Source organism: Caulobacter sp. BK020, from assembly GCF_004342605.1.
GTDB lineage: Bacteria > Pseudomonadota > Alphaproteobacteria > Caulobacterales > Caulobacteraceae > Caulobacter.
This window is the reverse complement of sequence record NZ_SLZL01000020.1, coordinates 48,897-73,268: the sequence shown is the minus strand read 5'-3', so window position 1 is coordinate 73,268 and position 24,372 is coordinate 48,897. Positions and strand designations below refer to the sequence as shown.

General features: G+C 70.1%; 22 protein-coding genes and 1 tRNA gene. 10 read left to right on the top strand and 13 right to left on the bottom strand.

What is annotated here, in order from left to right:
* The first annotated feature begins 28 nt into the window (after positions 1 to 28).
* Positions 29 to 871 carry a helix-turn-helix transcriptional regulator gene (locus tag EV278_RS20160; protein WP_132095375.1) on the top strand — a complete coding sequence of 281 codons (843 nt, stop codon included), beginning with the start codon at positions 29 to 31 and terminating at the stop codon, positions 869 to 871.
* Here the strand turns inward: EV278_RS20160 and mazG are convergent.
* The 5 genes from mazG to EV278_RS20135 form a co-directional block, all read right to left on the bottom strand.
* A complete protein-coding gene (mazG, locus tag EV278_RS20155) occupies positions 868 to 1,728 on the bottom strand; it encodes a nucleoside triphosphate pyrophosphohydrolase (RefSeq protein WP_279389383.1) in 861 nt (286 codons plus the stop codon). The two genes, EV278_RS20160 and mazG, sit on opposite strands and share 4 nt — an antisense overlap.
* Complete coding sequence (locus tag EV278_RS20150; protein ID WP_132095373.1) at positions 1,688 to 3,103, bottom strand: MFS transporter; 1,416 nt, start codon at positions 3,101 to 3,103, stop codon at positions 1,688 to 1,690. The genes mazG and EV278_RS20150 overlap by 41 nt, the downstream gene beginning before the upstream one ends.
* Positions 3,104 to 3,198: 95 nt before the next feature.
* On the bottom strand, positions 3,199 to 3,696 hold the full coding sequence (locus EV278_RS20145; RefSeq protein ID WP_132095371.1) for a hypothetical protein: 498 nt from the start codon (positions 3,694 to 3,696) through the stop codon (positions 3,199 to 3,201).
* Positions 3,697 to 3,710: 14 nt separating this feature from the next.
* Positions 3,711 to 4,898, bottom strand: coding sequence for a Na+/H+ antiporter NhaA (gene nhaA, locus EV278_RS20140; protein WP_132095369.1), 1,188 nt, complete (start codon positions 4,896 to 4,898; stop codon positions 3,711 to 3,713).
* Between the two features lie 226 nt (positions 4,899 to 5,124).
* Positions 5,125 to 6,585, bottom strand: a complete 1,461-nt coding sequence (locus EV278_RS20135) for a cobyric acid synthase (RefSeq protein ID WP_132095431.1) — start codon at positions 6,583 to 6,585, stop codon at positions 5,125 to 5,127.
* Between the two features lie 96 nt (positions 6,586 to 6,681).
* Between EV278_RS20135 and EV278_RS20130 the strand changes: the two genes are divergently transcribed.
* The 4 genes from EV278_RS20130 to EV278_RS20115 all read left to right on the top strand — a co-directional run bounded on the left by EV278_RS20130 (position 6,682) and on the right by EV278_RS20115 (position 11,897).
* A complete protein-coding gene (locus tag EV278_RS20130) occupies positions 6,682 to 6,975 on the top strand; it encodes a succinate dehydrogenase assembly factor 2 (protein ID WP_132095367.1) in 294 nt (97 codons plus the stop codon).
* A gap of 195 nt (positions 6,976 to 7,170) precedes the next feature.
* Entirely contained in the window at positions 7,171 to 10,638 is a 3,468-nt protein-coding gene (mfd, locus tag EV278_RS20125) for a transcription-repair coupling factor (protein WP_132095365.1), read from the top strand.
* 82 nt (positions 10,639 to 10,720) lie between these two features.
* Entirely contained in the window at positions 10,721 to 11,431 is a 711-nt protein-coding gene (locus EV278_RS20120; protein WP_132095363.1) for an NIPSNAP family protein, read from the top strand.
* 73 nt (positions 11,432 to 11,504) lie between these two features.
* Positions 11,505 to 11,897, top strand: coding sequence for an SRPBCC family protein (locus EV278_RS20115; protein WP_132095361.1), 393 nt, complete (start codon positions 11,505 to 11,507; stop codon positions 11,895 to 11,897).
* A 674-nt stretch (positions 11,898 to 12,571) separates the two neighbouring features.
* Here the strand turns inward: EV278_RS20115 and EV278_RS20110 are convergent.
* From EV278_RS20110 to EV278_RS20100, 3 genes are all read right to left on the bottom strand, one after another.
* On the bottom strand, positions 12,572 to 13,087 hold the full coding sequence (locus EV278_RS20110; RefSeq protein ID WP_132095359.1) for a CcdC protein domain-containing protein: 516 nt from the start codon (positions 13,085 to 13,087) through the stop codon (positions 12,572 to 12,574).
* A 63-nt stretch (positions 13,088 to 13,150) separates the two neighbouring features.
* Positions 13,151 to 13,795, bottom strand: coding sequence for a DsbA family oxidoreductase (locus tag EV278_RS20105; protein WP_132095357.1), 645 nt, complete (start codon positions 13,793 to 13,795; stop codon positions 13,151 to 13,153).
* A gap of 148 nt (positions 13,796 to 13,943) precedes the next feature.
* Positions 13,944 to 15,269, bottom strand: a complete 1,326-nt coding sequence (locus tag EV278_RS20100) for a PleD family two-component system response regulator (RefSeq protein WP_132095355.1) — start codon at positions 15,267 to 15,269, stop codon at positions 13,944 to 13,946.
* Positions 15,270 to 15,475: 206 nt separating this feature from the next.
* Here EV278_RS20100 and EV278_RS20095 point away from each other — a divergent pair, with 206 nt between their 5' ends.
* Together EV278_RS20095 and EV278_RS20090 are read left to right on the top strand one after the other, a co-directional pair.
* Positions 15,476 to 16,603, top strand: coding sequence for a CaiB/BaiF CoA-transferase family protein (locus EV278_RS20095; RefSeq protein WP_132095353.1), 1,128 nt, complete (start codon positions 15,476 to 15,478; stop codon positions 16,601 to 16,603).
* Between the two features lie 228 nt (positions 16,604 to 16,831).
* Complete coding sequence (locus tag EV278_RS20090) at positions 16,832 to 17,782, top strand: YihY/virulence factor BrkB family protein (protein ID WP_132095351.1); 951 nt, start codon at positions 16,832 to 16,834, stop codon at positions 17,780 to 17,782.
* On the opposite strand, the gene EV278_RS20085 is transcribed toward EV278_RS20090, so the two are convergent.
* From EV278_RS20085 to EV278_RS20065, 5 genes are all read right to left on the bottom strand, one after another.
* Entirely contained in the window at positions 17,754 to 17,987 is a 234-nt protein-coding gene (locus tag EV278_RS20085) for a sulfurtransferase TusA family protein (RefSeq protein ID WP_132095349.1), read from the bottom strand. The genes EV278_RS20090 and EV278_RS20085 overlap by 29 nt on opposite strands.
* On the bottom strand, positions 17,980 to 18,717 hold the full coding sequence (locus EV278_RS20080; RefSeq protein WP_165916717.1) for a pseudouridine synthase: 738 nt from the start codon (positions 18,715 to 18,717) through the stop codon (positions 17,980 to 17,982). Before EV278_RS20080 ends, EV278_RS20085 begins: the two co-directional genes overlap by 8 nt.
* Entirely contained in the window at positions 18,714 to 19,631 is a 918-nt protein-coding gene (locus EV278_RS20075) for a class I SAM-dependent methyltransferase (protein ID WP_132095347.1), read from the bottom strand. The genes EV278_RS20080 and EV278_RS20075 overlap by 4 nt, the downstream gene beginning before the upstream one ends.
* Before the next feature lie 82 nt (positions 19,632 to 19,713).
* Positions 19,714 to 21,339: a DUF6880 family protein gene (locus EV278_RS20070; RefSeq protein WP_132095345.1), complete on the bottom strand. Its 1,626-nt coding sequence runs from the start codon at positions 21,337 to 21,339 to the stop codon at positions 19,714 to 19,716.
* 73 nt (positions 21,340 to 21,412) lie between these two features.
* Positions 21,413 to 21,502 (bottom strand) — tRNA-Ser (locus EV278_RS20065).
* 138 nt (positions 21,503 to 21,640) lie between these two features.
* On the opposite strand from EV278_RS20065, the gene EV278_RS20060 reads away from it, so the two are divergent.
* Genes EV278_RS20060 through EV278_RS20050 form a run of 3 tightly spaced genes read left to right on the top strand, consistent with a single transcriptional unit; the run spans position 21,641 to position 24,368 of the window.
* On the top strand, positions 21,641 to 22,678 hold the full coding sequence (locus EV278_RS20060) for a septal ring lytic transglycosylase RlpA family protein (RefSeq protein ID WP_132095343.1): 1,038 nt from the start codon (positions 21,641 to 21,643) through the stop codon (positions 22,676 to 22,678).
* A 54-nt stretch (positions 22,679 to 22,732) separates the two neighbouring features.
* A complete protein-coding gene (tmk, locus tag EV278_RS20055; protein ID WP_132095341.1) occupies positions 22,733 to 23,359 on the top strand; it encodes a dTMP kinase in 627 nt (208 codons plus the stop codon).
* Between the two features lie 4 nt (positions 23,360 to 23,363).
* The gene (locus tag EV278_RS20050; RefSeq protein ID WP_132095339.1) at positions 23,364 to 24,368 is read left to right on the top strand and encodes a DNA polymerase III subunit delta'; all 1,005 of its coding nucleotides are present in this window, start codon (positions 23,364 to 23,366) and stop codon (positions 24,366 to 24,368) included.
* Positions 24,369 to 24,372 lie beyond the last annotated feature (4 nt).

Here is a 24,372-nt window from a genome sequence, read left to right as displayed (position 1 = left end):
GTTAAAGTCGTGACTTTATAGGGGTATAATGACTACCTCCCTCGCTTCGCCGACCGAGGCCCGGCTCGGGGCCTATCTGCGTGATCGCCGCGGACGGCTGGACGCCTCGGCGCTCGGCCTGAGCGGGACGCGGCGCCGGACCCCAGGCCTGCGACGCGAGGAGGTGGCCCAAAGGGCCAACATCAGCGCGACCTGGTACACCTGGCTGGAACAGGGACGCGGCGGGGCCCCGTCGGCCGACGTGCTGGACCGCATCGCCCGGGCGCTCCTGCTGACCGACATCGAGCGCGAACACCTGTTCCTGCTGGGCCTGGGGCGACCGCCTGAGGTGCGCTACCGCCGGGCCGAAGGCGTGACACCCCGTCTGCAGCGGGTGCTGGACGCGCTGGATCCGATCCCGGCCATGGTCAAGACCGCCACCTGGGACGTGGTGGCCTGGAACCGCGCAGCCACGGTCGTGCTCGCCGACTACGCCGCCCTGCCGCTGGAAGAGCGCAACATCCTGCGCCGGATTTTCCTGGATCCGGCCGTGCGCGCGGCCAACGCCGATTGGGACGGCGTCGCTCGCTTCGTGACGGCCGCCTTCCGCGCCGACGTCGCCCGGGCCGGCGCCGATGGCGACCCGGCGGTCGCGGACCTCGTCGAGGAACTGCGGGCCCGCAGTCCCGAGTTCTCGGCCCTCTGGGCCCACAACGACGTCAGCCACTACGGCGAGGGCCTCAAGCGCCTGCGCCATCCCGCCGCCGGTCTCCTGGCCTTCGAATATTCGGCGTTCGCGGTGGACGGCCGGCCCGACCTGGGCATGATCGTCTACAACCCCGCGACGGCGGAGGACGCCGCCAAGGTGAGGGCCCTGGCCGAGGCGCTCTAGGCCTTCTTCTCCGCCGCCTTGGCCGCGTTCCATAGCCCGTCCATCTCGGCCAGGTCCGACTGGTCGGGCGTGCGGCCGTCCTTGGCCAGTTCGGCCTCGATGAAGGCGAAGCGGCGCGCGAACTTGGCGTTGGTGGCGCGCAGGGCGTCCTCGGGCTCGACGTCCAGCTTGCGGGCGAGGTTGGCGACCACGAACAGCAGGTCGCCCAGCTCCTCGCGGGCCTTGGCCTTGTCGCCGGCGGCGATCTCGACCTTCAGTTCGGCGACCTCCTCGGCCAGCTTGTCCAGCACCTCGTCGGTCGAGGGCCAGTCGAAGCCGACCCGGGCGGCGCGCTTGGTCAGCTTGACGGCGCGGGTCATGGCCGGGAGGCCGGCGGGCACGTCGTCCAGCACGCCGCCCTTCTTCTTGGCCTGGCGCTCCTGGGCCTTCAGCGCCTCCCAGCCGGCGGTCTGGGCGTCCTGGTTCTCGTAGGCGTGGTCGCCGAACACATGCGGGTGGCGGCGCACCATCTTGTCGTTGATCGCCCGGGCGACGCCAGCCAGGTCGAACGCCCCCTGTTCCTCGGCCATCCGCGAATGGAACACCACCTGCAGCAGCAGGTCGCCCAGCTCTTCCTTCAGGTCGGCCAGGTCGTTCCGCTCGATGGCGTCGGCGACCTCATAGGCCTCCTCGACGGTGTAGGGCGCGACGGTGGCGAAGGTCTGCTCCAGGTCCCACGGGCAGCCGCCGTCGGGATCGCGCAGCCGGGCCATGATGTCGATCAGGGTGAAGAGCGGGTGCTGATCCCCCCCAAGAGCATTCGGCTCGCGGGGATCATCACTCGGCGAGGGGCTTTGGAGCGGCGAGGGGAGCGACATGCGGTTCCGGGGGCGGGCTGGGGAGGGACTCGGCCGCGTCCCGCGCGTCAAGCTGACGGCGGATCTCGGCATGGGCGGTCGCGTCCAGCGGATAGCGCAGGATGACCGCGTACACCAGCAGGCCCAGCACCGCGGGCGCCACGGCGTACATGGCGATCAGGGCGGTGTCGCCCTGGGCGCTGGGGACCTTGGGGTCGAAGCCCAGCCAGGACAGCAGCAGGAACACGCCGATCGCCAGGGCGTAGCCCAGCTTCACCGTGCCGTTGACGATGGCGTACAGCAGGCCCGTGCGGTCCACGCCGCTGGCCAGCCGCTCCTCGTCGCCGATGTCGGCCATCATCGAGCGCACCAACAGCGGTGCGGCCGAATAGGGCAGGCCGGCCAGCACCAGTATGGCCATGCCGATCAGGGTCGGGGCGTTGAAGGCGAGACCGCCCTGGTTGGCGGGCGTGAAGACCGAGGCGACCTGCACGACCGCATAGACCACCGAGGCGATGGCCAGCGCCTTATGCTTGCCGACCTTGCGGGCCAGGGCCGGCCAGATCGGCGAGCCCAGCAGGGCGGCGACGAAATAGACCAGCAGCAGCAGGCCGGCCGCGCCCTTGTCGAAGCCCTTGATGCGCTGGAAGAAAAAGAAGAACAGCGCTCCGGCGATGCCCGGCGCCAGGCCCATCAGCAGGTCGGCGATCAGCAGCTTCTGCACCGAGGGCCGCTTGAGCAGGCCCAGATACTGCTTGAGGCCGGCCTCGTGCCTGACCGCCGGCACGTTGGTCTCGCCGACCACGCCGATGGCCAGCAGGAAGGTCAGGGGCAGCAGCAGGATGATGAACCAGCCCATGGCCTGGACGCCCGCAGCGTGGTCGCCCTTGAACACCATCGACAGGATCGGCGGCAGCAGCAGCACCAGGATCATGCCGACCACGTTGCCGGCCTGCCACCAGCCATAGATCCGCGATCGCTGCTGATAGTCCGGCGAGAGCACCGCGCCCCAGGCCGTCTGCGACAGCACCGCCATCGAATAGCCGAGGTAGCAGACGACCAGCCACGCCCACAGATAGATCGGCCCGATGCCGGGCCTGGCCATGAACAGGGCGTAGGCGGCGATCATCAGCACCGGGGCGGCGGCCGCCAGCCAGGGCCGGAACCGGCCGAGCCGGGTCCGGGTGCGGTCCATGACCCCGCCCAGGATCGGGTCCAGGATGATGTCGGCCAGCCGCACCATCAGGAAGGCCGCGCCCACCACCGACAGGGAAAGCCCCAGGTCGCTGACATAGTATTCCGGCAGGTAGACCACCAGCGGCAGGCCCAGGCCGGCCAGCGGCAGGCAGGGCGCGGCGAAGGCCGCCAGGGTCCAGGATGAGCGCCGTCCGGTCATGCGTTCCTCGCCGAGCGCGGGTGGGCCCCGCCGTCATGAACCGTAATCAGACGCCGTGTCGGCGTGGCTGACAAGGAGTCTCCGAAACGCATGTTTCAGCGCCGGGGCTTGGAGCCGTCGCTGAACTGGTCCTTGGCCAGCCGGTCGGCCAGACGGTCGAAGGCGTCCTCGGCGTCGTGCCAGGTCGAGCCGTAGCGCGCCCAGCGGATGTCGGATTCCCACCAGGCGTAGGCGATCGGCGTGCTCCGGCCGGCGGCGTCGACGTAGCGGCCGCTGATCTGCGCGCCGCCGACTCCGAAGCTCTGGATGGACAGGCCCGGCGTCTTGCCCAATTGCTGAGGCGTGGGGTGGTTGGGCTTGGCGTCCTCGATCACCAGCTCGAGGGTTCCGCCGCCGGGGCGGGGCGGCAGCCGGCGCTCGACCGAGCGCTGCAACTGGCTGGACAGGATGTCGAACTCCCGCTGGCCCAGGTCGTCGACCTTTTCGGCCAGTTTCGGGCCGATGGAGACCTTGACCTCGGAAACGGCGGGGGCGGCGAGGGCCGGCTGGGCCGCGCCCAGCAAGAGGACGGCGGAGGCGAGGGCGAGGCGCATGACGAACTCCCGGATCAGGCTTGGCTTGGAATGTAGGGATCGCGCCGACGCGACGCCAGGTTGAAGACCGCCCAGCCCAGCAGAGCCGACAGCAGCGAGCCGGCCAGCACGCCGATCTTGGTCTCGTCCTGCAGGACGGGGGCCTTGAAGGCCAGGTTGTTGATGAACAGGCTCATGGTGAAGCCGATGCCGCACAGGGCCGAGACGCCGAACATCTGGGTCCAGGAGGCGCCGCTGGGGCGCTGGGCCCAGCCCAGCCTGATGGCGGCCAGGCAGAACAGGCCCACCCCGATCGGCTTGCCCAGGAACAGGCCCAGGGTCGCGCCCAGGGTGGCGGGCGCCGTCAGCTCGGCCAGGCCGACCTGACCCAGGGCGACGCCGGCGTTGGCGAAGCCGAACACCGGCACGACCAGATAGCCCACCCACAGATTGAGCCCGTGCTCCAGCCGGTGCAGCGGCGAATGCGAGTCGTCCTGGTGGGAGGGCGACTTTGTGATCGGAATGGTCATGGCCAGGATCACCCCCGCCAGGGTGGCGTGCACGCCGGACTTGAGGAAGAAGAACCAAAGTCCAGCGCCGACAAGCAGATAGGGCCACAGCTTCATGATCTTCAGGCGGTTCATCGCCACGAGCACGGCCAGGGTCGCGGCCGCGCCGCCCAGCGCCCAGAGGGTCAGGTGGTCGGTGTAGAAGACGGCGATGATCAGGATGGCGCCCAGGTCGTCGATGATCGCCAGGGCCGCCAGGAAGATCTTCAGCGAGCCCGGCACGCGCGATCCCAGCAGCGACAGCACCCCCAGGGCGAAGGCGATGTCGGTGGCGGCCGGGACGGCCCAGCCGCGCAGGTTGGCCGGCGCCTGCAGATTGACCGCCACATAGACCAGGGCCGGCACGATCATCCCGCCCAGGGCCGCGACGCCGGGCAGCACCCGCCGCGACCAGCTGGACAGCTCGCCGTCGACCATCTCGCGCTTGATCTCCAGCCCGACCAGCAGGAAGAACACCGCCATCAGCCCGTCATTGACCCAGTGGGCGACGCTCAGGCCCGCCACATGGGCGTGCAGGACGTGGAAATAGTCGCCGGCCAGCGGCGAATTGGCGACGACCAGCGCCAGGGCGGCCGACCCCATCAGCAGCAGCCCGCCGGCGGATTCGCTGCGCAGGAAGTCGCGGATGGCGGAGAGCGGGCGGGCGGTCGTCATGGGCGGGCCTCGCGGGGAATCGTCGACGGCTACCCTAGCTTGTCATTCCGGTCGAAGCGAAGCGCGGCCTCTGGACTGACAGGTGGGCGTTGCGTGCTCGTCCAAGGCGACGGCTGTGCGTCCTTCGAGGCCCGCTGCGCGGGCGCCTCAGGATGAGGAGCTTTGTACAGAATTCCTCATCCTGAGGTGCGTGCTCCTGAGCGCGCCTCGAAGGACGCACTGCGCTCTACAGCCCCGCGATCCGGGCGATGGCCTCGATGTCCAGCGACCGTTCCAGCATCGCGGCGATCTCGTCCAGCGCCGCGTCGACGCTCGCCGCATGGTCGCGGGGCGTGATCGTCACGCCCAGCGGGGCCAGCAGGGCGGCGCGGGCCTCGCCGCGCTCGAACAGGCCGTGGACATAGGCCCCGGCCGCCCGGCCGTCGGCGGACACCGCTCCGTCGACCGCCCCGCCGTCGAAGGCCAGCATCGGCCGGGCCGCGCCGGGGCCGGTGGTGCGGCCGACGTGCATCTCGTAGCCGGAGAACGCCGCGTCGCCGTCCAGCAGCCGCCCGGAGACGGCCCGCAGCACCTTGTCGCCCAGCAGCACGGTCTCGACGTCGAGAAGGCCCAGGCCGGCGGCCGAGCCCGGGGCGCCCTCGATCCCCTGCGGGTCGGACACTGTCCGCCCCAGCATCTGGTAGCCGCCGCAGATCCCCAGCACCCGGCCGCCGCGCCGGACATGGGCCAGGATGTCGATGTCCCAGCCCTGGGCGCGCAGGAAGGCCAGGTCGGCCAGGGTGGCCTTGGTCCCCGGCACGATCACCAGGTCGGCGTCGCCGGGCACGGGCGTTCCGGGCGGCAGGAAGGCGAAGTCGATGTCCGGATCGGCCCGCAGCGGGTCGAACTCGTCGAAATTGGCGATCCGCGACAGCATCGGCGCGACGATCCGCACCCGCCGGTCGCCGTCGGCCCGGACCGGACGCTCCAGCACCACGGCGTCCTCGGCGGGCAGGGCGCGGGCCGGGGCCAGCCACGGCGCCATGCCCAGGTCCGGCCAGCCGGTGCGCGCGACGATCTCGCGGCGGCCCTCGTCGAACAGTGAAGGATCGCCGCGGAACTTGTTGATGATGAAGCCTTTTATGCGCTCACGATCAGACCGGTCCAGCACCAGGTACGCCCCGGCCAGGGCGGCGATCACGTGGCCTCGGTCGATGTCGCCGACCAGGGCCACCGGCACGTCGGCGGCGTGGGCGAACCCCATGTTGGCGATGTCGTCCGCTCGCAGATTGGTCTCGGCCGGGCTGCCCGCGCCCTCGACCAGCACCAGGTCGGCCTCGGCGGCCAACATCCGATAGCTTTCCACCGCCGTGGCCAGCAGGTCGGGCTTGAGGTGCTGGAACGCCCGGGCCCTGTAGGCGCCGACCACCTTGCCCCGCACCACCACCTGGGCCCCGATGTCGCTCTGCGGCTTCAGCAGCACCGGGTTCATGTGGACGGTCGGCGGGGTGCGGCAGGCGATGGCCTGCAGCGCCTGGGCCCGGCCGATCTCGCCGCCGTCCTCGGTGACCGCGGCGTTGTTGGACATGTTCTGCGGCTTGAACGGCCGCACGACCAAGCCGCGATTGGCGAACAGCCGGCACAGCCCGGCCGCCAGGGTCGACTTGCCCACGTCCGAGCCGCAGCCCTGGATCATCAAGGAAGGGATCATCAGCGAGGCCATGGCCCGCGCCTACAGGCCGTGCGGATCAGGGTCAATGCGCGGCTGGCGCCGGGGCGTGGAGCGCTCTATATCCCCGGTCACATGAGCATCGATCACGACTCCCGCCTCCGGCGGCTGAAGTTCCGGGCCTGGCATCGCGGATTTCGGGAAGCGGACCTCATTCTGGGGCCGTTCGCGGACACCCATGGCCCGAACCTGACTCCCGAGCAGCTGGATACGTTCGAAGCGCTGATGGAGGAGTCCGATCGCGAGATCTACGCCTGGATCGTCGGCCAGGAGCCGACGCCGGAGCGGTTCGACACCGATGTCCTGAGGCTGATCAAGACCTTCCGCTACGAAGCTCATGCGTCGCGGCCGATCGGGGACGGGATGTGATCTCACTCCCGTCCGCCCATCCCGGCGAAGGCCGGGACCCAAGCTGACGATCAGTGGGGGACGGGCGGATCGGACGACCACGGCCTATCGGCGAACACCGCTTGGGTCCTGGCTTCCGCCGGGACGAGCGGAGTTTTGGGAAGCAACGACAAGACGCCGGCGACGTTCTCGCTGGCCCAACATTCGAAGAGCAGCATGGCCTACGACGCCAAACAGATCGCCAAGGCCTCGGGAGGCCTGACCCTGGCCGGCGCGCCCGAAGGTTTCGACGCCCTGGTCATGGCCGACATCGCCCGGGCGCGCGGCGGCCTGACCGCCTTCGTGGCCCGCGACACCGCCCGGGCCAGCGCCTTCATCGACGCCCTGAAGTTCTTCGCGCCCGAGATCGAGGCCGTGCTGTTCCCGTCCTGGGACTGCCTGCCCTATGACCGCATCGGCCCGTCGGCCAGTGTGGCCGCGGTGCGCATGGCCACCCTGCACCGCCTGGCGGAGGGCCTGGGCCAGGCCAGGCCGGCCATGCTGGTCACCGCCGCGCCGGCCCTGCTGCAACGCGTGCCCGAGAAGTCGGTCCTGCTGCGCGCCAGCTATGCGGCCAAGGTCGGCAACAGCGTCGACGTCGCCGACCTGGAGCGCTATTTCGCGATCAACGGCTATAGCCGCGCCTCGACCGTGTCCGAGCGCGGGGAGTTCGCCATCCGCGGCGGGGTGATCGACGTCTATCCGCCGGCCGCCGAAGAGCCGGTGCGCCTGGACCTGTTCGGCGACACGCTGGAAAGCATCCGCGCCTTCGATCCCGAGACCCAGCGCTCGACCCGGCAGCTTCGCGAGATCCAGCTGCTGCCGGTCAGCGAGGCCCTGCTCGACAAGGACGGCGTCTCGCGATTCCGGGCCGGCTATATCCGGCAGTTTGGCGCGCCGGGCGACGATCCGCTGTACGCCACGGTCAGCGAGGGCGGCCGCCGCGCCGGCCTGGAGCACTGGCTGCCGCTGTTCTACGAGCGGATGGCGACCCTGTTCGACTACCTGCCGGCCGGGGCCCTGATCGGTGTCGATCACCAGGTGACCGAGAGCCGCGACGAGCGCCTGGCGATGATCGCCGACGCCTACGAGGCCCGCGCCTCGGCCGACCGCAAGTCGGCCTATCGCCCGCTGGCGCCCGACGCGCTCTACCTGACCGCCCAGGAGTGGGACCGGGCCGTCGAGGACCGTCCCAACCGCAAGTTCACGCCGTTCCAGCCGCAAGGCCTGGACGTCGTCGACCTGGGCGCAAAGCTGGGCCGGACCTTCGCCGCCGAGCGGGCCCAGGACAGCGTCAACCTGTTCGAGGCCACCGCCGATCATGCCCGCAAGCTGGCCGGGGAGGGGAAACGCGTCCTGTTCGCCTCGTGGTCGGAGGGCTCGTCCGAGCGCCTGGGGACCATGCTGGCCGACCACGGCCTGAAGAAGATCCCCTACGCGGCCTACTGGCAGGCGGCCAAGGCCAACGACCCCAAGACCCCGCAGCGCGTGGTGCTGCCGCTGGACAACGGCTTCGAGACCGACAGCCTGGCGGTGATTTCCGAGACCGACATCCTGGGCGACCGCCTGGCCCGGCCGCGCAAGAAGCGCCGCGCCGCCAACTTCCTGGCCGAGGCCAGCGCCCTGACGCCGGGCGATCTGGTCGTGCACATCGACCACGGCATCGGCCGCTACGAAGGCCTCAGGACCCTGGACGTCCAGGGCGCGCCGCACGACTGCCTGGACCTGCTGTACGGCGGCGAGGCCAAGCTGTACCTGCCGGTCGAGAACATCGACCTTTTGACCCGCTACGGGACCGACGGCGAGAACGTCCAGCTGGACAAGCTGGGCGGCGCCGCCTGGCAGGGGCGCAAGGCCAAGGCCAAGGAGCGGCTGCGGGTCATGGCCGAGGGCCTGATCCAGATCGCCGCCGCCCGCCAGCTGAAGTCGGTCGAGGAGACCGACCCGCCGCACGGGGTGTTCGACGAGTTCTGCGCCCGCTTCCCCTACGAGGAGACCGACGACCAGCTGTCGGCCATCGCCGACGTGCTGGAGGACCTGTCGTCCGGCAAGCCGATGGACCGGCTGATCTGCGGCGACGTCGGCTTCGGCAAGACCGAGGTGGCCCTGCGCGCGGCCTTCGTGGTGGCGATGAGCGGCAAGCAGGTGGCCGTGGTCTGCCCGACCACCCTGCTGGCCCGCCAGCACTACAAGACCTTCAAGGACCGCTTCCAGGGCTGGCCGGTCAAGGTGACCCGTCTCTCGCGCCTGGTCACCGGCAAGGAAGCCTCCGACACCCGCGAGGGCCTGGCCAACGGCCAGTTCGAGATCGTGGTCGGCACCCACGCGGTGCTCAGCAAGCAGGTCTCGTTTAAGGACCTGGGCCTGGTCATCGTCGACGAGGAGCAGCACTTCGGGGTCAAGCACAAGGAGAAGCTGAAGGAGCTTCGCGCCGACGTGCACATGCTGACCCTGACCGCGACGCCGATCCCGCGAACCCTGCAGATGGCGCTCAGCGGCATCCGGGAGATGTCGATCATCGCCACGCCGCCCGTCGACCGCCTGGCGGTGCGCACCTACATCAGCCCGTTCGACCCGGTCACCCTGCGCGAGGCCCTGCTGCGCGAGAAATATCGCGGCGGCCAGGCCTATTACGTGGTGCCGCGCATCAAGGACCTGGAGGACATCGAGAAGTTCCTCCGCACCCAGGTTCCGGAGATCAAGTACGTGGTCGGCCACGGCCAGATGGCCCCGACCCAGCTGGAAGACGTGATGACGGCCTTCTACGAGGGCCAGTACGACGTGCTTCTTGCGACCACGATCGTGGAAAGCGGGCTGGATATCCCGTCCGCCAACACCTTGATCGTCCATCGCGCCGACATGTTCGGCCTGGCCCAGCTCTACCAGATCCGCGGCCGGGTGGGGCGCTCCAAGGCCCGGGCCTACGCCTATCTGACCACGCCGGCCGAAAAGCAGATCACCCTGTCGGCCGAAAAGCGCCTGAAGGTGTTGCAGTCGCTGGACAGCCTGGGCGCCGGCTTCCAGCTGGCGTCCCACGACCTGGACCAGCGCGGTGGCGGCAACCTGCTGGGCGACGAGCAGAGCGGCCACATCAAGGAGATCGGCGTCGAGCTCTACCAGCAGATGCTGGAAGACGCCGTGGCCGAGCTGCGCGAGCGCCAGGGGGCCGAGGCCCTGCTGGAGGACCGGGGCTGGTCGCCGCAGATCAACACCGGCGCGGCCGTGATGATCCCCGACGACTATGTGCCCGACCTCAATGTGCGCCTGTCGCTGTATCGCCGTCTGTCGGAGGCCGAGAAGGCCGCCGACCGCGAGGCCCTGGCCGCCGAGCTGATCGACCGCTTCGGCCCGCTGCCGCCCGAGACCGACAGCCTGCTGAAGGTGGTGGCCATCAAGGGCCTGTGCCGCGAGGCCAATGTCGCCAAGATCGACGTCGGCCCCAAGGGCGCGGTGGCCAGCTTCCGCAACGACACCTTCGCCAATCCCCTGGCCCTGGTGCAGTTCGTCGGCAAGAACAGCCTGATCTGGAAGGTGCGTCCCGACCAGAAGGTGGTGGTCAAGGGCGAGTGGGACACCCCGGCCCAGCGGCTGGACGCGGCCGAGAAGATCCTGGCGCAGCTGGCCAGGCTGGCCAAGGCGGCGTGAACCGCCGGCCGGCCTGGCGATAGCTGACAGCGGATGTCAGCAGGCTGTCCTTAGATCCTCCTGCTTCAGCGAGAGGACCGCCATGACCGCCCAGACCGTGATCGAGCTGCGCCAGTACCGGATGAAGCCGGGCCGTCGCGACGACCTGATCGCCCTGTTCGAGCGCGAGTTCGTCGAGAGCCAGGAAGCGTGCGGCATGAGCCTCTTGGGCCAGTTCCGCGATCTCGACGCGCCGGGCCACTTCGTCTGGATGCGCGGCTTCGAGAGCATGGCGGCCCGCAAGGCGGGGTTGGAGGGCTTCTATGGCGGCCCGGTCTGGCAGGCCCATCGCGCCGCCGCCAACGCCACGCTGGACGACAATGACGACGTCCTGCTGCTCAAGCCGCCGATCCCCGCCGCGCGCCTCGACCTGCCGCCGCGCCGGCCCGACGGGACGGACCTGGGGCCGGCCTCTCTGATCGGGCTGACGATCCAGGCCCTGGATGGTCCGCCGCCCGCCGACTTCGCCGCCCGGTTCGAACGCGAGGTCCGGCCCGCCCTCGAGGCGGCCGGCGTGGCGGTGCTGGGCTGGATGGTCACGGAGGCGGCCGAGAACAGCTTTCCCCGCCTGCCGGTGCGCGAGGGCGAACAGGTGATGGCCTGGATCGGCCGCTTCGCCGACGAGCGGGCCCATGCCGAGCATCTGGTCCGCGCCGAACGGGCGGGCCTGGCCGACGGCTTCGGCCTCCGGTCGAAGCGCGGCGTGATCCAGCGCTTGCGCCTGCAGCCCACGGCCCGCTCGCGGCTGCGATGACCGGGTCCGGATCCCGCCAGCCAGGGCGGCGCGGGTCCGCCAGGATCGGGGAAACCTCGAGAGGATATTTCCCATGGCCACGATCACCAAGTTCGTCGAGATCGCCCGGGCGCCCGACCAGGTCTGGGACGCCGTGCGCGACTGGGGCCATGTCCACCAACGGCTTTGTCCCGGCGTCCTGACCGACTGCCGGGTGGAGGAGGGGGCGCGGACCGTCACCTTCGCCAATGGCCTGGTCGCCCGCGAGCTGATCGTCTCGGTCGACGACGCGGCCCGCCGCCTGGTCTGGTCGGTGGTCGGCAGCGCGCTGCTGACCCATCACAACGGCGCCATGCAGGTGCTGGCGGAAGGCGCGGGCAGCCGCATCGTCTGGACCGCCGACCTCCTGCCGCACGACGCCGCCGAGCGGGTCGCGGGATTCATGGACCTGGGCTGCGCGGCGATGAAGACGACGCTGGAGGGATGAGCGGCGTTTATGCTCGGCGTTGAGCGGGCGGACTCCAATAAAATCAACGCCTTGAACTTTTTCGACCCGATTTGATCCTCACCCTGTCCGGGCGCCCTTATCCTGATCCCACCTCGTCGCAGGGAAAGGGCGCATGGCCAGCGACCGATGCGGCGGCGAGGGGCGATCGAGCGGGGTTTCTGTCCGGCTTTGGCCGGGAAGGGACTTAAACATAGGGCGAGGGACGTAAGCTCGCCCATCGGGATCTTCGCTGGAAGGTCCCGCCCGTCGTGGGGTTCGCTCCGGTCCTCGAAAGGCTCACTCCCGCCTCTGATGATCATGCGGTGCACAGATCCACCGAGGAACTACCGGGTGGGGTGAAGGGCGGAAAAGGCCCGCGCGCCCCGGCCTTGCGGATAACGGTCGCGCGGAGCGTCTGGCTTCGTCGAAACGGTACACTTAACTCAAACCCTCCGGACGATGTCCGGCGCTTCGCGACCCTTTCCATACGCTCAGCGAGAGATCGCGTGAGGTCGCGCCCACTTGCCCCCACCTGACCGCTTCGCGGTCTGTCCGCCCTCATAGGGGGCGGAGCCTTCACACGGCGCCTACGACAGCGCTCTTCCCCCCTCTGGGGGAAGACGACCGCGAAGCGGTCCGTAGGGGGCAAGCGGGCGGCGCGGGAACCGAAACGGTCAGGCCGCCGCCCTGGCGGTGCGGGCCTCGCGCAGCAGGCCCCAGGCCCGCAGCCCCATCTCCACCCGCGACACCGCCAGCAGGCCCACGCCCAGCACGATGAAGCCGTCGGTGACCAGGGCGGCGTTGATGTGCCAGGCCGAGGCCTCGCTTTCGACCAGGGCGCGCAGGGCGAAGCGGACGACGAACAGGCCCAGCAGGAACAGGATCGCGGCCGGCGACGGCTTGGTGTTCAGCAGATGGGTCTCGGGGTCGATGGCGATCGGGATCAGCTTGCCGCGCCACCAGCCGATCGCCGCGCCGACGGCGAAGATTCCCGCCAGCCAGGCCCAGTCCACGCCGTGGGGCGGGAACTGCAGCAGGACAGCGACCATGGCCGCCACCAGAAGGACCGGCACGATCCACATCAGCTCCAGCCTGAGCCGCCGCTCGCCGGTCATGCCCCGGAAGCGCAGGGCGAACACCACGGCGACGATGGCGATCGTGACCGCCATCTGGATGCTGGACTGAGGCATGAACAGGATTCCGACAACGGGCCGCCCCCGCGGGCGACTTCCCCGGCGGCAGGATTGTCCCGGTCAGGCCGCCTGTTCAAGCGCCTTGTCGATGGCCTGGACGATGTTTTCCGGGCTCTCGGCGCCGACGACCGCCAGCTTGCCGCCGAAGATGGCGAACGGCACGCCGGTGACGCCGGCCTGGACGGCCATGGCGTGCTCGCGGGCGACGACCTCCTTGTCCGCGCCCTCGGACAGCAGGCGCAGGATCACGACGGGGTCCATGCCGGCGCTCTCGCCGATATCCGCCAGCACGGCAGGTTCGCCGATGTCGCGCCCGTGAGTGAAATAGGCGGCGAACAGGGCCTCGACCACGGCGTCCTGCTTGCCCGCGCCCTGCGCCCAGCGGATCAGCCGGTGGGCGGCGCTGGTGTTGGGCGAGCGTTCGATGACGTCGAAGTCGAAGACGATGCCTTCCTCGGCGCCGGCCTCGACCAGCGCCGTGTGCACCGCCTTCAGCTTCAGGGCGTCCTTGAACTTGCCGGCCATGTAGGCTTTGCGGTCGACGCCTTCCTCGGGGAGGCCCGGGTCCAGCTGGTACGGCCGCCAGACGACCAGGGGCTCGACGTCCGGCCGCAGGGCCAGAGCCGACTTCACCCGCCGCCAGCCCAGATAGCACCAGGGACAGACGACGTCGGCGACGAGGTCGATAAGCAGCGGCTGGCCCATGGCGCGGTCTTTCAAATGATGTCGCTCGACAGCACCTAAGGGCGCCCTCGTCCTTCGACAAGCTCAGGACGAGGGCGAATGTCGCCGCGCCCGCCTTGAAATCCTCATCCTGAGCTTGTCGAAGGACGAGGATTTCACGCTGGGCGGATCAGGCGCTGTGGCGCTGAAGCGCTTGGGCCGCCGCCCGTTCCAGGGCGTGGACGGCGCTCTCGCCGGCCTCGATCTGGGCGACTCCGATGTCGAACTCGCAGACGAACGGCGGGCGGTCGTCGCCGGCGTCGAAGGCCGTGCAGCCGATCACCGCGGCGATCCGCTCGGCGGCGGCGCGGCCGGCGGCCTGGTTGGTGGCCGGCAGGGCCAGGGCGAAGACCTCCGGCGCCAGGCGAGCGGCGGTGTCCTCGACCCGCACCAGGCGGCCGACCATCGAGCCGATCTGCGGAATGGCGCGGTCCAGCCAGCCGTGCTTGCGCGCCCAGACGGTCTCGGGCTTGTCGGCGATCCTCAGCACGCAGATCGACAGCGGCCGGGCCCGCTCCCGGGCGGCGGTCGCCAGGCGGACCAGGTGGGCGGCGAACAGGTCGCGGGTGAACAGGCCGGTGGCGGCGTCCATCAGGCCCGAGCTGCGGGCCTTTTCCAGAGCCCCGCGAATGGCCTCGCCGCGGCGATAGTTGCGAGCCAGCTCGATGACCCGCTTGGCGGTCTCGATCTCGGCCGTCTCCGGCGAGGCGACGTCGGACACCCCGCGATGGAAGGCCTCCGACATGGTCACATAGCTCTCGGCCTTCAGGTACAGCAGGGCCGGAATGTGGAAGAGCCGGGTGTTGCGGCGCATGCCGGCCGCGATCGACAGGGCCTCCTGCTGGTTGTCGCCGGCCCACAGCACCACGGCGTCGAAGGCCCGCTCATGCAGGTAGTCGAAGGCCGTATAGGCGGTGAAGGCGCCGACCACGTCGGCCCCGCTGCGGGCCAGGGCGTTGGACAGGGCCAGGAACTGCGGGGCCGGCTCGCCGATCGCCAGGATGCGGAACGGCTCGGCCTGAGGCTCGGGCAGGTCCAGCCGGCGGCCGCGATCGCCGAAGGTGGCCAGGCGAAGCTCGAACTCCTCCTCGGCGATGGCGGTGCGCACCAGGGACTCCAGGCGCAGAACGGCCTGGCTGGGATGCAGGGGCGGCGACAGGGTCAGGTCGAAGGCCTGGGTGTTCGACTCCGCCCCCGGTTCGCCGATGGCGATGACCGGCAGGCGGCGTGGAGCCACGGCGGCCTTCAGGCGGCGCGACAGGGAATGGGCGTCGGGACCGGCGCTTTCCAGGTCGACGATCACCGCCTCGATGTTCAGGTCGCCCAGGGCGGCGAGGGCGGCGTAGGGGCCGCGCGCGGTGATGGTCCGCCAGCCGAGCTTGTCGAGCCCTTCGGACAGCGGCCCGGCGCGAGCATCGTCGCGCGCCACGATCAGGATTCGGGCGTTCACCGCCAACTCAAGCCTCCGCCCCGGACACCGGCGTCGCTCGACGACGCAGCGCCGTCGAGATTCGACGTCGCACCATAGCAGAGGCGCAGGTCCCTCATAGGTCCGCATCGCCGCAGGCTGTGAACCGACAAAGCCTCTTGCCTGACCGAGGGGCAGGGCCGCTCTAGTGGGCGGCGAGGCAAGCGCCGCGGGAAGCGGCCGGGAGGAACGTCATGGCCCAGGGACCGCTGTCCGGCCTGAAGGTGCTGGAATTCGCCGGGCTCGGCCCCGGCCCGTTCTGCGGCATGCTGCTGTCCGATCTGGGCGCCGACGTCGTGCGCATCGACCGCAAGGGCGGCGGCCGGAGCTCGCCCGCCGAGGTCACCGCCCGGGGGCGGCGTTCGGTGGCGCTGGACCTGAAGTCGCCGGCGGCGGTCGAGGCCTGCCTGACGCTGATGGAAGGCGCCGACGGCCTGATCGAAGGCTTTCGGCCCGGCGTCATGGAGCGGCTGGGCCTGGGTCCCGATGTCGCCCTGGCCCGCAATCCTCGGCTGGTCTACGGCCGCATGACCGGCTGGGGCCAGACGGGACCCTACGCCAAGGCCGCCGGCCACGACATGAACTACATCGCCATCAGCGGCGCCCTGGCGGCGATCGGCACGGAGGACAAGCCCGTGCCGCCGCTGAACCTGGTCGGCGACTTCGGCGGCGGGGCGCTGTACCTGGCCTTCGGCTTGCTGGCCGGGGTGATCCATGCGCGGTCGACGGGCCAGGGCCAGGTGATCGACTGCGCGATGAGCGACGGCGCGGCCTCGCTGATGGCGATGTTCTACGGCTTCAAGGCCAGCGGCCTGTGGGGCGAGGGGCGGCGGTCCAACCTGCTGGACGGCGGGGCGCACTTCTACGACACCTACCGGTGCGCCTGCGGCCGCTGGATCTCGATCGGCTCGATCGAGCCGCAGTTCTACCAGCTGCTACTGGACAAGACCGGGATCACCGATCCTCAGTTCCAGCATCAGATGAGCCGCGAGGACTGGCCGGCGCTTCGCGAAAAGCTGGCCGCCGTGATCGCGACCAAGACCCGTGACGACTGGTGCGCCCTGATGGACGGGACCGATGTCTGCTTCGCCCCGGTCCTGACCATGGAGGAGGCCCCGGCGCACGCCCACAACGCCGCCCGCCAGACGTTCGTCGAAGTGGCCGGCGTCACCCAGCCGGCCCCGGCGCCGCGCTTTTCGGCCACCCCCGGGGCGATCCAGGGACCACCGCCGAAGATCGGGGCCGACAACGACGCCGCGCTGGCGGACTGGGGCTTCTCGGCTGAGGCGATCGCGGCGCTGAAGGAGGAGGGCGCGCTGTAGCCTCCGTTCACCTGACGAGATCATTCAGGTCCGGTTCAGCCGCGAGGGTCTAAACCTGATCCTGTAACCGGCCGTCGCGCCACCCGTCCCTCGATGCGGCGACCGGTTCAGGTTCGTCCTGCGGAGACCCGCCGCTTTCCCTGAAGCGGCGGGTCTTTGTATCTGCGATCCGATGTTTTTTTGGCGGCGCGCTTGCGTCGAAGCGGCGCCGAGGCCAGTTTCCGCCGCATGAATTCCCCCCAGGACCGTATTCGCTTTCGAGACCTCGATCTCGATCCGATCCATTGGGTGAGAGAGATCCTGCGCGTCCTGGGCCTGGCCCTGCAGCGCCTGTGGGGCCGCGACGTGATGCTGTACGTCGGCGGGGTGTCGTTCTTCATCCTGCTGGCGGTGTTTCCCGGCCTGGCGATCCTGATCGGCCTGTTCAGCGTGCTGCTGACTCCCGAACAGGCCGCCTACCAGGCCGACAAGCTGTCGTTCCTGATGCCGTCCGGCGCCCGGCCGATCTTCCAGAGCGAGCTGGCCCGCCTGGTCCACGCCCCGGAAAAGGCGATCTCGGCCCAGAGCGCCGTGGTGCTGGTCATCGGCCTCTACGCCGCCCATCGCGGCTTCAAGGCCCTGCTGGCCGGCCTGTCCTTCATCCATGACGAGGAGGACCAGCGCGGCTTCTTCGGTTTCAACTTCATGGCCCTGGTGGTGCTGGTCGCCGCCTTCGCCCTGCTGTTCGTGATGTCGGGCGTGTTCCTGACCTTCCGCCTGCTGGCCAGCACCGTGAACCTTCGCCCCCTGGCCGGCGTGCCGTGGATCCAGAGCGAGTGGACCTGGGCCAGCCTGGGCCTGCTGGTCGGCATGACCCTGATCTACCGCTACGCCATGTCGCGCGCCCCGGTCGGCTGGCGCGCCTCGATCGCCGGCGGCTTCGCGGCGGCGGTGATGTGCGTGTTCATGTCCTGGGCCAGCGCCTTCTATGTCGAGCAAGTGGCCCATCTGGGCGCGACCTACGGCTCGATCTCGGCGGTGATCATCTTCCTGATCTGGCTGTCGTGGAGCGTCAACGCGGTGTTCTTCGGCGGCGCCCTGGCCACCGAGATGGAGATCGCGCTGGACGAGCGGCCCCGGGCTCTGCTGGAAGGCCCCAGGCCGATCCCGCTCAAGGCGCCTTCGCCACCAGAAAGCTGATCGCGCCGTTCGGGGCGTCGATAATCTCCAGCACGGTCGCCCCGGCGCTGGCGGCGAAATGCGGCACGTCGATGCGGGCCAGCGGGTCGTCGGCCAGCAGGCGCACCAAGCCGCCGGGGGGCGATTCCTCCAGGGCCCGGCGCAGGCGCAGGGTGGGGACAGGACAGCGATGACCGCGGGCGTCCATCAGGCGTTCTTCAGACATCGAACACGGCCTCGGCCTGGGCGGCGGTCAGAATGCGGTGCTCGCCCGCCGCCAGGTCGTCGGGCAAGGCGAGGCCGCCGATACGCTCGCGATGCAAGGCGACCACGTGGTTGCCCACGGCGGCGAACATCCGGCGCACCTGGTGATAGCGGCCCTCGGTGATGGTCAGCCGCGCCTCGCGCTCGCCCAGCGCCTCCAGGGTCGCCGGCAGCAGGGGCTTTTCCTCGCCCTCCAGCATCAGGGTCCCGCTGGCGAAGGCCGCGCCCTCCGATCCGTCCAGCGGCCGGTCCAGCGTGGCGCGGTAGACCTTCGGCACATGGCGCCTGGGCGAGATCACCCGGTGCAGGAAGTCGCCGTCGTCCGTGATCAGGATCAGGCCCGAGGTGTCCTTGTCCAGCCGCCCGACGCTGGACAGGGCCGGATCGCGGATCTGCCAGCGCCGGGGCAGCAGGTCGTAGATCCGCTCGCCGTCCTCACGATGCGAGCAGACCACGCCCAGCGGCTTGTGCATGATCAGCACCAGCGGGGCCGGCGGATCGACGGGAACGCCCCGGATCTTCAGGCGCCCGGGCAAGTCGGCCGTGACGGCGATCTTCAGGCCGGCGTCCTTGATGGCGACGCCGTCCAGCGTGACCTTGCCGGCCGAGACCAGGGCCTGGACGTCGCGCCGGCTGCCGTAGCCGAGATTGGCCAGCAGCCGATCCAGCCGCGCCATCAGGGCTTTTGTCACTTGCGGGCCTCGTAGACCTTGAAGCCGCCGACGTCGGCGACCGGGCGTACGGCCTTGAAGTGCTCGTTGAGCACCGCCTCGTAGGGCAGATGGCGGTTGGCCACGATCCACAGCACCCCGGCCTTGCGTAGCATGCCGGCGGCCGAGGTGATGAACGCCTGGCCCAGGCCCTTGTCCTCGTTTCCGGTTTCATGGAATGGCGGATTGGTGACCACGAAGTCCAGACCCGTCGCCAGGTCTGCACCGCGCCGGGCGTCGGCCTGGACGACCTCGACGCGCGCGTCGTCGATATTGCGTCTGGCCGCCTCGACCGCCCGGCGGTCCAGATCGACCAGGGTCAGCTTGGTCACCTTCGGCGAGGCCAGGACCGCGTGGGCCAGCACGCCGACGCCGCAGCCGAGGTCGGCGCCGATCCCGCTCAGCGGCGGCAGTGACTTCAGCAGCAGGGCCGAGCCGGGATCCAGACGGTCCCAGCTGAACACGCCCGGCTGGGACCACAGGCCGTCGCCATCCAGGCGGCGCGGCGCACCCTCGGCGATGGCGGTCTCCAGGCCGGTGAGGTTCGCCGGCTTCAGGGCCACGCAGATCCGATGGTGGCGCTTGGCGCTCTCGCCGATCGTGCAGCCGAACGCCGCCAGTTCCTTGTTCATCCGCAGGCCACCGCGATCCTTGGGCGCCAGGGCGGTCAGCCGCCCCTCGACCTTCAGCGCCCGTAGCGCCTGGGCCAGCACGTAGCGCCGTTCGGCGACCCCGGCCGGAGCCAGGATCACGATCTCGTCCAGCGAGCCTTCGGCGATGTCGGCCATATCCGTCGCGCCGACGACCAGCGGCGAAACCTGGACCGCCCCGCCGGGAACCTCGACCACGTCGAAGGGCGGAAAGCCATAGACGGCGGCGCGGGGGGCATCGGACATGGGATCGAGTCTCGGCGGCAAGGAACAGGCGGCTTCAGTAGACCTTCGCGCCGTCTTATCAAGTTTCGCGGCTCGCGAACGCCTAGCCGAGAGTGTTCAGGCGCTGGATGAAAGTCCGCTTGGCCTTGTGGCGCAGGGCCAGGTCGGCGATGTAGGCGGCTTGGGCGGCGGGGTCGTCGCAGAGCTGCCCCCGAAGGCGAATGAACTTGATCGCCGTGTCATAGGCGCCGGCGTTGGCGAGACTAACGCTGGATTCCGCCAGACGCTCGTAAGCGGCGCGGGCCTGTGAGCGATGGGTCTGATGGCTGGCCTCGGCCAGCGCCTTCAACCGCCAATCGCCAATCGCGTGCCGATCGGCGATCTCCCAGGCGGCGTCGAGCCGTCCCTCTGCCAGCTGCAGTTCGAACAGCATCGCCAGGAGGCCCTTGGCGGTCAGGATCTCGGCGGCGCGATCGACGACCTCGGTCGGCGAGAGGCGCTTCAGGTCGTTCACAAGGGCCAGATGGGGCGCCCGCTCGAAGGCGCGCCAGAGATGCGCCAGGGCCTCGTCGGTTCGGCCGGCCTGGGCTTCGAGTTTCGCCGCCAAGCTGACCAAATTCACGTTGGGAGCATCCTCGAAGATCCAGACGGCGTCCCGCGCCCACTTCAGGGCCAGGTCCTGGCGCTCGGCTTCCATGCAGATCTTGATGATGTCCAGATAGGCGTACTGGCCGGTGAGATTCGCGCTGCGCAGGGCGATCCGCGCGTCGAGATCGCCGTCTTCACGCGCGAACTGGTCGAGGATCTCGCGCAGGGCGTAGCGTTCCGCCCGGTCCTTGGCCGCCGTCGCCGCCCAGGCCTCCTCCGCCAGCCGCCGGTACTCGGCCATCCCCGCCTTGCCCAGCACCTCGGCATAGTCGATGCGCAGGCCCTCGAACGCGGGCCACGGACTGTTCACTTCCTGGGCGAACAGCCATTGGGCCAGATCCAGGGGATCGGGCCCGGTCTGCTCACAGGCGGCCAGATGAATCTCCAGGGCCCGCTGGACGGCGGAGCTCACCTCGCCCTCGGAGTCGTCGACGGCGTCGAAGACGTCCTGCATGGCCTCGAGAAAGTACGTCATCAGCGCCGCGACGGCGGTCGCCCGGCCGCTGGCGTTCAACCGCTCCACCCGATCAAGCAGGGCGGACAAGCCGTCGGCATAGGTTCCAACGGCGTAGTAGCCGAGATCTCCAGAGACATGGCAGGCGGCGTCGATCTCTGACCGGTATCGGCGAACAAGCGCCTGGTCGCCTTCGAGGGCGTCCTGGGCGTCCGCCTCGATCTCGGCCCACAGGTTCGCATCGCGCTCGGCCAGCGAGAGGAGGCGAGCGATCGCTGCGTCCAGGCCCTGCTGACGCAGATGCTCGACCAGCCGCGCGCGCCGGTCGACCCTCGTTCCCTCGTCGACCCGCTCGCGAGCAGTCAGGGCGACGGCCACCATATGCTTGCAGAAATCGGTGGAGTCGAAGGCGGGGCAGTCACAGGTTCCCGCCGCGACACCGCCACGCCAGCCTAGCCTTACCCGATAGATCTCCGTCCCCAGAACCCGGGCGACGGCCTGGTGATCGTCTAGTGACAGCAGGTCCACGCGATTTTGCGCGTGATAGGCGGCGCCCCGCGCGAAAGCCCCGGGCCCCGCGGCCCGCTCCAACCGCTTGTCCGACAGGATTTCGGGGAGGCGTCCCATGCGTCCATCAAAATGTGATTGGCGCGGCGGGGCAAGAGGCTTGAAGGAGCATCCAAGGGCGTACCCGAAGTGCTGGCGGGCAGGGTGGGATTCGAACCCACGGTGGACTTTCACCCACGGCGGTTTTCAAGACCGCTGCCTTAAACCACTCGGCCACCTGCCCGGAGCAGGGGCCTATATCAGCGGTCGCCCGCCCGCTCCAGTCGTTTCCGGCGCGTTTCGGTCGCACCTTTCATTAACCAGACCTCAAGCCTCCTGAACGACCCTTTCGCTCGAGATTAGAGTGACCGGGAGCAGGCGTTTGGACCAGGCATGCGAAACGCGGGGCGCGGGCCGCCCGCTGCGCGGACTGGCCGTGGCGGCGCTCGGTTGCGCGGGCCTCGCCGCCTGCGCCACGCCGATGCCGACCCGGCTGCCGCCGACGGCCTCGTCCCAATCGACCGCCAGGCCGTATTCGGGACCGCCCGCCCCGGGCTCGACCGCGGGCCTGCGCGGCACCGAGAAGCCGTATCAGATCAAGGGGATCTGGTATTATCCCAAGGCCGATCGCGACTATGACGAGAAGGGGATCGGCTCGTGGTACGGCGAGCAGTTCCACAATCGCCGCACGGCCAATGGCGAGATCTTCGACATGGACGTGCCGTCAGCGGCCCACAAGACCCTGCCGCTGCCTAGCATCGTCGAGGTCACCAACCTGGACAACGGCCGCAAGCTGCAGGTGCGGGTCAATGATCGCGGGCCATTCGTCGATGGCCGCATCATCGACCTTTCCAAGGCCGCCGCGGAACAGCTGGGCTACGGCCGGGCGGGCGTGGCCCATGTCCGGGTCCGCTATGTCGGCCCGGCCGGCAAGACCCCGTTCGACCAGCCGCGAATGATCGCCTCGACCCCGCCGTCCGCCGAGCCCCGGTTCCAGGCGCGCTACGCTCCGCCGGCCAAGACCCGAGTCTATAATTCGGGCCTGCCGCCGGCCCAGCCGGCCTATGACGCGCCGCCGCCGCCCAAGGCCGCCGACCCGGACTATGCCCCGTCCGCGCCGCCGGCGCCCGTCATCGCGGCTGAGCCCGCGCCGGTTCTCGCCAGCGCCGAGACGGCCAGCGGCGGCGGCGCAAGCGCCTATCGCGTCCAGGCGGGTTCGTTCTCCAACCGCAGCAACGCCGAACGCGCCATGGCCCAGCTGGGCGAGGCCGGCGAGACCTCGATCGAGCCGATCCAGCGCGCCCAGGGCGTGCTCTATCGCGTGCTGGTCCAGGCCGGTCCGGACGAGGCCGAAGCCTTCGGCGTGCGCGATCGCGTCGCCGCCCTGGGCTTTTCCGACGCGACAGTGCTGCGGCCCTAGCCAGCACCGAGATCCCCTCTGGACAAGAGGGGCGTTACGGCCGATTTGAAGCCCGTGACGCGTGGAACCTTCATCAGTTTCGAGGGCGGCGAGGGGGCTGGAAAGTCGACCCAGATCCGCCGCCTGGCCGACCGCCTGAAGGCGGAGGGCTTCAACATTGTGCTGACCCGCGAGCCGGGCGGCAGTCCCGGCGCCGAGCAGATCCGCGACCTGATCCTGAACGGCGACGCCGACCGCTGGTCGCCGGTCACCGAAACCTTGCTGATGTACGCCGCGCGCCGCGATCATATCGAGCGGGTGATCCGGCCGGCCCTTGATCGCGGGGCCATCGTGCTGTGCGACCGCTTCGCCGACAGCACCCGGGCCTACCAAGGCGCGGGCGGCGAGGCTCCGACCAGCCTGATCAGGACGTTGGAGGAGCAGGTCCTGGGCGGCACGACGCCGGACCTGACCCTGGTCTTCGACATCCCGGCCGAGGTCGGCCTGAAACGCGCCCTGGCCCGGGGCGGCGAGGCGCGCTTCGAGTCCAAGGGCCTGGCCTTCCATCGGCGCCTGGGCGAGGCCTTCCTGGAGATCGCCCGCCGCGAGCCGGAGCGCTGCGTGGTCATCGAGGCCGACGACGCGATCGACGCGGTCTGGGCCGACGTCTGGGACGCGGTGTCCACCCGGCTGGGTCTCTAGGACCATGGACGCGCCGCCCCATCCCCGCGACGTGTTCGCCATCGATGGCGTCGAGGCCGCCGAGCTGGCCTTCCTGGACGCCCTGGATCGCGGCCGGCTGCACCACGCCTGGCTGCTGACCGGGCCGGAGGGCGTGGGCAAGGCGACCCTGGCCTACCGCATGGCCCGCCGCCTGCTGGGCGCGCGGCCCGATCCGGCGTTCGGAGCCCTGGGCTCGGCCCCCAGCGACTTCGTCAGTCGCCAGGTCGCCGCGCGCTCGCACCCCGACCTGATGGTGTTGGAGCGGGCCACCGACGATGGCAAGGCCCGCAAGGCGATCCCGGTCGACGAGGCCCGCCTGCTGCCGGCTTTCTTCGCCAATTCGCCGGCCGTCTCGCCCTATCGGGTGGCGATCATCGACGCGGCCGACGACCTGAACGTCAACGCCGCCAACGCCGTGCTGAAGACCCTCGAGGAGCCGCCGCCGCGCGGGGTGATCCTGCTGATCAGCCATTCGCCGGGCCGCTTGCTGCCGACCATCCGCTCGCGCTGCCGCCGGCTGGTGGTGCCCGCGCCGGATCTGTCCAAGGCCGCCGCCATGGTCGAGCACCGGGCCGGGGTCTCGGCCCATCAAGCCGACCGCCTGGCGCGGATGGCCAAGGGCGCGCCAGGCCGGGCCCTGCAACTGGCCGCCGCCGGGGCGCTGGAGGCCGACGACGCGGCCGGCGAGATCCTGCGCAAGCTGCCCGACCTGGACGAAGGCGCGCTGCTGGCCATGGCCGACACCTTCAAGGGGGCCGAGGGGGCGGCGCGCTTCGAGCTGCTGTTCGACCGCCTGGGCGACCAGATCCACGCCATGGCCACCGGCATGGCCGGTGAGCGCACGCCGGCCGGTCTGGACCGCTGGGTGGCGGCCTGGGAGAAAATCATCCGCGCGCCGGGCGAGGCCGAGGCGGTGAATCTCGACCGCGCCGACGTCTTCTGGACCGCGATCATGGACTTGCGCGCCGCCGCCCGGGCGGCCATGTGACCGC

Coding starts and splice junctions, on each gene's coding strand:
- EV278_RS20150 (WP_132095373.1), bottom strand. CDS start 3,103: ATGACCGGACGGCGCTCATCCTGGACCCTGGCGGCCTTCGCCGCGCCC.
- EV278_RS20075 (WP_132095347.1), bottom strand. CDS start 19,631: ATGTCCGATGCCCCCCGCGCCGCCGTCTATGGCTTTCCGCCCTTCGAC.
- EV278_RS20085 (WP_132095349.1), bottom strand. CDS start 17,987: ATGTCTGAAGAACGCCTGATGGACGCCCGCGGTCATCGCTGTCCTGTC.
- EV278_RS20110 (WP_132095359.1), bottom strand. CDS start 13,087: ATGCCTCAGTCCAGCATCCAGATGGCGGTCACGATCGCCATCGTCGCC.
- EV278_RS20070 (WP_132095345.1), bottom strand. CDS start 21,339: ATGGGACGCCTCCCCGAAATCCTGTCGGACAAGCGGTTGGAGCGGGCC.
- EV278_RS20050 (WP_132095339.1), top strand. CDS start 23,364: ATGGACGCGCCGCCCCATCCCCGCGACGTGTTCGCCATCGATGGCGTC.
- EV278_RS20095 (WP_132095353.1), top strand. CDS start 15,476: ATGGCCCAGGGACCGCTGTCCGGCCTGAAGGTGCTGGAATTCGCCGGG.
- EV278_RS20105 (WP_132095357.1), bottom strand. CDS start 13,795: ATGGGCCAGCCGCTGCTTATCGACCTCGTCGCCGACGTCGTCTGTCCC.
- EV278_RS20120 (WP_132095363.1), top strand. CDS start 10,721: ATGACCGCCCAGACCGTGATCGAGCTGCGCCAGTACCGGATGAAGCCG.
- mazG (WP_279389383.1), bottom strand. CDS start 1,728: ATGTCGCTCCCCTCGCCGCTCCAAAGCCCCTCGCCGAGTGATGATCCC.
- mfd (WP_132095365.1), top strand. CDS start 7,171: ATGGCCTACGACGCCAAACAGATCGCCAAGGCCTCGGGAGGCCTGACC.
- EV278_RS20160 (WP_132095375.1), top strand. CDS start 29: ATGACTACCTCCCTCGCTTCGCCGACCGAGGCCCGGCTCGGGGCCTAT.
- EV278_RS20115 (WP_132095361.1), top strand. CDS start 11,505: ATGGCCACGATCACCAAGTTCGTCGAGATCGCCCGGGCGCCCGACCAG.
- nhaA (WP_132095369.1), bottom strand. CDS start 4,898: ATGACGACCGCCCGCCCGCTCTCCGCCATCCGCGACTTCCTGCGCAGC.
- EV278_RS20145 (WP_132095371.1), bottom strand. CDS start 3,696: ATGCGCCTCGCCCTCGCCTCCGCCGTCCTCTTGCTGGGCGCGGCCCAG.
- EV278_RS20090 (WP_132095351.1), top strand. CDS start 16,832: ATGAATTCCCCCCAGGACCGTATTCGCTTTCGAGACCTCGATCTCGAT.
- EV278_RS20130 (WP_132095367.1), top strand. CDS start 6,682: ATGAGCATCGATCACGACTCCCGCCTCCGGCGGCTGAAGTTCCGGGCC.